This window comes from Flavobacterium sp., from assembly GCF_044368625.1.
Lineage (GTDB): Bacteria > Bacteroidota > Bacteroidia > Flavobacteriales > Flavobacteriaceae > Flavobacterium.
The window spans coordinates 1-6,442 of record NZ_JBIPPD010000191.1 but is presented as its reverse complement, the minus strand read 5'-3'; the positions used below and the strand labels follow the sequence as shown (position 1 = coordinate 6,442).

Annotated in this window: 5 protein-coding genes; 4 read left to right on the top strand and 1 reads right to left on the bottom strand. The window is 37.7% G+C overall.

Annotated features, from left to right (window positions below):
* Window positions 1-141 precede the first annotated feature (141 nt).
* Window positions 142-3,960 carry an Eco57I restriction-modification methylase domain-containing protein gene (locus ACIQ2X_RS12610; protein ID WP_396179273.1) on the bottom strand — a complete coding sequence of 1,273 codons (3,819 nt, stop codon included), beginning with the start codon at window positions 3,958-3,960 and terminating at the stop codon, window positions 142-144.
* Between the two features lie 256 nt (window positions 3,961-4,216).
* Between ACIQ2X_RS12610 and ACIQ2X_RS12605 the strand changes: the two genes are divergently transcribed.
* From ACIQ2X_RS12605 to ACIQ2X_RS12590, 4 genes are all read left to right on the top strand, one after another.
* Window positions 4,217-4,630 (top strand): DUF1456 family protein, encoded by a 414-nt coding sequence (locus tag ACIQ2X_RS12605; protein WP_396179272.1) that lies wholly within the window; start codon window positions 4,217-4,219, stop codon window positions 4,628-4,630.
* A gap of 12 nt (window positions 4,631-4,642) precedes the next feature.
* Window positions 4,643-5,269 (top strand): GDSL-type esterase/lipase family protein, encoded by a 627-nt coding sequence (locus ACIQ2X_RS12600; protein WP_396179271.1) that lies wholly within the window; start codon window positions 4,643-4,645, stop codon window positions 5,267-5,269.
* A gap of 12 nt (window positions 5,270-5,281) precedes the next feature.
* A complete protein-coding gene (locus tag ACIQ2X_RS12595; protein ID WP_396179270.1) occupies window positions 5,282-5,854 on the top strand; it encodes a non-canonical purine NTP diphosphatase in 573 nt (190 codons plus the stop codon).
* A 349-nt stretch (window positions 5,855-6,203) separates the two neighbouring features.
* The coding region (locus ACIQ2X_RS12590) for a DEAD/DEAH box helicase (protein WP_396179269.1) at window positions 6,204-6,442 on the top strand (239 nt) is incomplete at its 3' end.

Here is a 6,442-nt window from a genome sequence, read left to right as displayed (position 1 = left end):
TTATTTTTTAACTGCACTAAATTCTATTTAAGTACACTATTTAATTATTATTACACTTTCTGGTAGACTCATATTCGATTAATGTGGCATAGTCGTACTTTGCATATATATCCATTTAGCTTAATACCCCAATCTTAATACTTATTCCCCCTCCACAACCTTTATCTCCTCTTCACTCAAACCATACAATTCATAAACCATCACATCAATCTCGCGCTCTAATGCCGATGTATCTGCCGATGGGTTGGCTTGTTTTAGGGTTAGGATTTGGTCGACTTTTTCAATGAAGGGTTGTTGGTTTTCTGATGATATTTCCTTAATCGGAAATTCTTCTATCGTTGCTTTTTTAAGGGTGTATGCTCCACCAGCCGTCATTACACCAATTTGTTTAAACAAAAAATTCATAATTTTAGAGTTAAGAACACTTAGTAAATATTTTAATCCTAAAGATTCTGAAATCAACATAAAACCTCCACTTGACAAAAAGTTTTTGTCAAAATCTAAAGCAAATCCCCATTTATCAGCTGTTAAAGGCCAGATAATTTTATCTTTATCGAAATTTTTATAGTAAGCTATGTTGTCTTGAATTTCATACCATTTATACTTACCAGCTTTCCGACCTCTAATTTCTTTTTTTATTCTTGGTTTTAAATCCTCATAAAAAGAAAATAAATGTTCTTTAATAAGTGTATCTTCTTCAATATCGTAACCTCGTCTGGTAAAAATCAGGTTAAGTCCTGAATTTAGAGTTTTATATTTCTTAATATGCGCTCCTTTAAGAAGAGGCTTTATAATATTGTTATTAGAAATTTGTTTAGCAAGTTCATTTGAAATAATAAACGCAGGATCAAATCCAGTAGTAACTCCTCTTCTTATATCAATAGTACTAATATCTTTTAGTTTATTAGCATTTCTGTATAATTTTTCAACTAGCCCTGAAATAGAATTAGTATTAAATGCCCATGATGCTTCACTAACTGATTCAGAAGAAATAATTGAATTTCGTATTGAAACTTGGTTGTTAAAATCCAAAAATGGCGAGGGCTCTTTTGAAAATTCAGAAAATGTAAATTCTGATTTTGATTTACTTTTTTCAAAAATGATAATTAAACTAGAAACTAAGGCTTCATCAAAAATTGGAACTTGTTCAAAATTTACAATAGAATGAATTTTATAATCAGAAATGAACTTTCGCAATGGTTTTCCGTATTCAGTTTTAAAAAATTTATTAGTATTTATATAAGAAAGTAAACCATTTGGCTTTAAAACATTAAGACCAATTTCGAAGAAGTAACTGCTTAAATCTGAGCTACTAAAATAAACTTGAAAATTTTCTTTTAATATAGTGCTTATCGCAGCTAATTTTTTAGCATCAACATAAGGCGGATTCCCAATTACCACATCAAATCCCACAAAATCGCCGGCATCGTTGAGTACTTCGGGAAACTCAAAGCGCCATTCAAACGCGTTTTCGTAAATCTTGTTGCTCTTTATTTCTTCAATGTCTTTTTCTAGTTTTTGTACCTCGGCGGTAAGCGTGTTTACGGTTTTGTTCCAAGCGGTTTGCTCCTTCTTGCTGCGTTCAAAAAGGCCTACTTGCTGGGTAAAATTAAAGAGTTCGCCTTTCTTTTTTTCTAACGTTAACTTTTTAGGGTCGTTAATGGCAATCTCGCTTCTAAAGTTACCCTTGATGTCGGTTATCAAGCGTTCCATTTCGCGCTTTTGTTCTTTGCTTTCGGCATTGCGGTAGGTAGAAACCGCCAGTTTGTAGCTCTCGATGTTCCATTTGCTTTGCTTTAAGGCTTTCTTTAAATCGGCATCCAACCCAAATCGAGCAATCAGCGAGTTCCCACACTTGATGTTGATGTCGATGTTAGGTAGGGTTTCAAGCGAGGCCTCTCCCCCCGCCCTCTCCAAAGGAGAGGGAGCTCTCAATATACTTGCACCCACTGCAGCTGTTCCTCCTTTGGAGGGGTCGGGGGAGGCTTTATAGTACGCATTTTTGAGTAGTTCAATCCACAACCGTAATCTACAAATCTTAACGGAGTTGGGGTTGATGTCTACACCAAAGAGGCAGTTTTCAATCAGGATTTGTTTTTCGTGAAAGAGCGTTTCTTGTACCCGCTGGCTTTCGGCACTGTTGGGGTTGTAGGTAAAAGGTACGCCATCGTCGTCGGTCACAATGAGTTCGTCGTTTACAATCTCGATTTGGTATTCCTTCAATCGTCGTCCTTTGGTATCGGTTAGTATTTTTAAATCGTGTTTGATGGCAATCAATTCATTCAAGGCCGAGACTAAAAAGTGTCCGGAACCCACTGCCGGATCGCATATCTTGAGGCTGTTGATAATGGCATTGGCTTCTTTGGTATCGTCAATGGCATTGTAGAGTTGTTCAAATTCTTGGCAGTTCCATCCCTTGATTTCATTAAACTTTTGCAACACGGCACGCCGAATGGTTTCTTTACACATGTACATCGTAATAAAACTAGGGGTGTAAAACGAACCGTCTTTATACCCGTTGATTTTCTCGAATATCAAGCCCAACACCGAGGCGTTTATCAACGTTTTATTATCCTCCTGAATGTCCTCGCTGCCTTCGCTGGCAAAATCATAAGCGTCAAGGAAGTCAAAAAAATAGTCCAAGGCGTTTAACGTTCCTTTTTGTTTCTTGCCTCTGCCGTCTTTAATAACGGTTCCTGCAATTAAAGCCATCGGAATGTTGTCTTCCAAACCGGAGATAAAAAGGGTGTCGTGTTCTAAATCGGTAGGTTCAAAAAGCGAACTGTTCAGGTACGGTACTTTGGCAAACAAATCTTTGACACGGTCGCTTCGATCCTCGGGTTTCTTGGCAAGTACCATAAAAAACAAGGCATTCAAGTTGTCGTAATCGTGCAAAACGCCTTTGTGCAAAAACGCATAACTCGAGTCGCCTTTGTGGTAACTGATGAGTTGGGCTTCCAATAGTTTTAAAAACAAGATACGGTTGACCCACGTGATGCAAAGTTCCAAACCCACAGTAAAAAGGCGTTCTTGATACGTGTCGCCGTACTGTTTGGCATTGGTAAGCCGTGAAATTTTATCTAAACTGTCCAACTGGTTGATGGTGTTTTCGAGTAACGAACCGCTGTGTCGTTCGCCCACTTTCGGACGCTGAATGAGTTTCTTGCCGCCTTCTTTGGTTTCGGTCAAGCCTATGAGGTGCAGGAGTTCATTATAGAAATTCTTGTCTAAGGTATTGCTATCGTTGGTAAAAGACAATTTCAGAAGATGTTCGGGCGAAAGTAGTTTGTACAGCACAATCAACTTGGCATCGTCGTCTTTATTGGCATTTCGCAGTATGGTATCGTAACTAGCAAGGTCAAAACAGGTATATTCTATTTTATCAATAACGGTAGCGATGTAGGGTTTGGCAATTTCTCGGTAGAAAAAATCGGTCGTGTTGCCGGATAATTTCCCTTCCTCAAAGTCTACAAATTGCTTGACAAACGGCTTGTTTTGTGCAAAGAGTTTGTCAAAAATTTGTGCGTCAAAAATAAACCATTCGTTCAGGTTGGTCGCCACAAGGTGTTTGACTTCCAGATTTTTATGACTGATGCGTTCCCGCAGAAAGTACAAGACGAGTTCCTGCAAAGCTTTGTTGTTCAGGTTTTTCTCGGAAATCATCTCGGCTTTGTTGGTCGGACTTTTGGCTTCGATGATGACACCTACGGCACTTTGAGCATCGGCCTTGGTGTGAATAACGAGATCGTTTCTGCCTTTGGTATTGATAAAATAGTGGGGCGAATAATAGGTGTTTTTGAGAAAATCGGAAATCAAGTTTTTATGAAACTCTTCGGATTCATTGGCCTTGCTGGAATCCAAAAGCAGGATGAGTTTCGATTTAAACAATTCAATTCCAATGCGGTCGGGACGGATTTTGAGAAAAGCTTTGTTGAGTGCCTTGCGTGGTTTGATGAGCATATATTTTATGGTGTTTCGGAAACTCAAACGTATGGAAAAAAAAGGGGAATTGCAAGTCTCAGTTTGCAGTCGCAGTTTTCAGTCTATGGTTTAGCTTTGCTCCGTTCGGCTTCGCCTCGGGTCAGGTTTAAAGTTTCAGTAGGACTGCGACTTTGACTGAGACTGCGACTGAGACTGCAACTGAGACTGCGATTTGACGACAGAAAAAATAAAAGTATATACCAAAATAAAAAGTACCTTTGCAAAAAATGATTCCATGAACAATAATGATGTTTTTAAGAAATTACGGGTAGCCTTACAATTGCGAGACGAACAAATTATCGAAATCCTAGAATTAGTTGATTTCCGTATTGGAAAACCGGAATTGAATGCTTTTTTTAGAGCAGAGGATCATCCCAATTTTATGGAATGTGGCGACCAAGTGTTGCGTAATTTCTTGAACGGTTTGATCATTCATTTAAGAGGCACAAAGGAAGAGCCTAAAAATGCGATGGATGTAATTTCAAAAAATCGCGATGCAGTAAACAATCGTGCAAAAACAACTAAACCTCCAACAAGTACTGCTCCACCAAAAGGAAAAACTTTTTCAAAAAATACAACTCGACCAAAAAAGCCTGCTCCGAAAATAGAAGTGGTAGAAAAAGTGCGTTATAAAAACGGAAAGAAATAAGTACCCCTTTTTGTGCAACATCTCAAAAATTATTTTGCGTATCTGGAAAAATTTAGAGCGGAAAACCAGATTTTAAAAACCAATATATCCGAAAATAGAGTCGTTTTCATTGGCGATTCTATTATTGCAGGTTGGAATTCGGATGCCTTATTTACAGCAAATTCGCACCTAATAAACCGTGGAATTAACGGACAAACAAGCACTCAAATCCTTATCCGATTTACCGCAGATGTGCTTGATTTAAAACCAAAATGCGTTGTTGTTTTAGTGGGCACAAACGATGTAGCAGAAAATAACGGTCCAATCTCTTTAGAAAAAATCCAACATCATTTTCAAACAATCGTTGACGTGGCAAAGTCTAAAAGTTGCAAAGTCATTTTATGCTCCATTTTACCTGTTGCTTCTTATTACTGGAATTCTAAAATTATTCCGATACCAAAAATCAAAGCCTTAAACCATTTTCTAGTTTCTTTAGCTAACGAAGAATCGGTTGTATACGTCGACTTCTTTACAGCTTTGGAAAAAGACAATGCTATGAATCCACTTTTTTCAGATGATGGAGTCCACCCGAATGCAGCAGGTTATGAAATTATGTCGCATTTATTGTTGCAATCCCACCACGATTTACTCTACCTTTAAACCTAAAAAAATATGCAACTCGTTTTTGCCTCCAACAACCGCCATAAAATCGAAGAAATTCAAAATTTAGTTCCCTCTTCGATTCAAATTTTGAGTTTACAAGACATTGGTTGTACGGAAGATATCCCCGAAACCGCCGATACGATTGAAGGAAATGCCATTTTGAAAGCCAATTACGTCACTCAAAAATACGGCTACAATTGTTTTGCCGACGATTCGGGATTGGAAATCGACTTTTTGAATGGAGCTCCTGGGGTTTATTCCGCAAGATTTGCTGGTGAACAAAAAAACGACAAAAATAATATTCAAAAAGTGCTGCACGAACTCAACGGAGTTGACAATCGCAAAGCCCAATTTAAAACGGTTATTGCTTTAAATTTAAATGGTGAACAAAAATTATTTACAGGAATAATTCAAGGTATGATTACTGAAATTGAAAAAGGCGTAAACGGTTTTGGTTACGATCCCATTTTCCAAGCCAATGATTATGAAATTACTTTTGCCGAAATGAACCAATCGGAAAAATCAGCAATAAGTCATAGGGGTTTGGCGGTAAAGCAGTTATTAGCATTTTTGGCAAAATAAACGGTGATACGTAAACCCGCTTTAGGGGTAGTCCCGAAGTCTCGGGAGAGCTCTCCGGATGAAAAATCGGGAGACATCCCGATTTATCATCCGAAAGCGGGAGTGGATGACCTCCCGATAGCTATCGGGATAGGGGAACGACCAAAAAACATTTTTTTTTATAAAAATCAGCTTTTCAGCACGTTGCAATTTGGTTTTTTCGAAGAAATTTTGTTATCAAAAAAGAAACCACACCATACGGAGTTCTTAATTTATTGATAATCAATTATTAGTAATTTTGTAAAAGACAAATTAACATTAGTTAATCAGAAATATTTGCCGTACTTTTGCAAAATATTTAAAATACTATATGAATAAATTTGAACAATTAGGATTGAGTGAATCGTTACTGAAGGCGATTTTAGATCTAGGATTTGAGAATCCGACTGAAGTACAGGAGAAAGCGATTCCCCTATTATTGGAAAAAGACACTGATATGGTTGCGTTAGCTCAAACGGGTACTGGGAAAACGGCAGCTTTTGGTTTTCCACTTATACAAAAAATTGATGCGAACAACAGAAACACACAAGCGTTAATTTTATCTCCAAC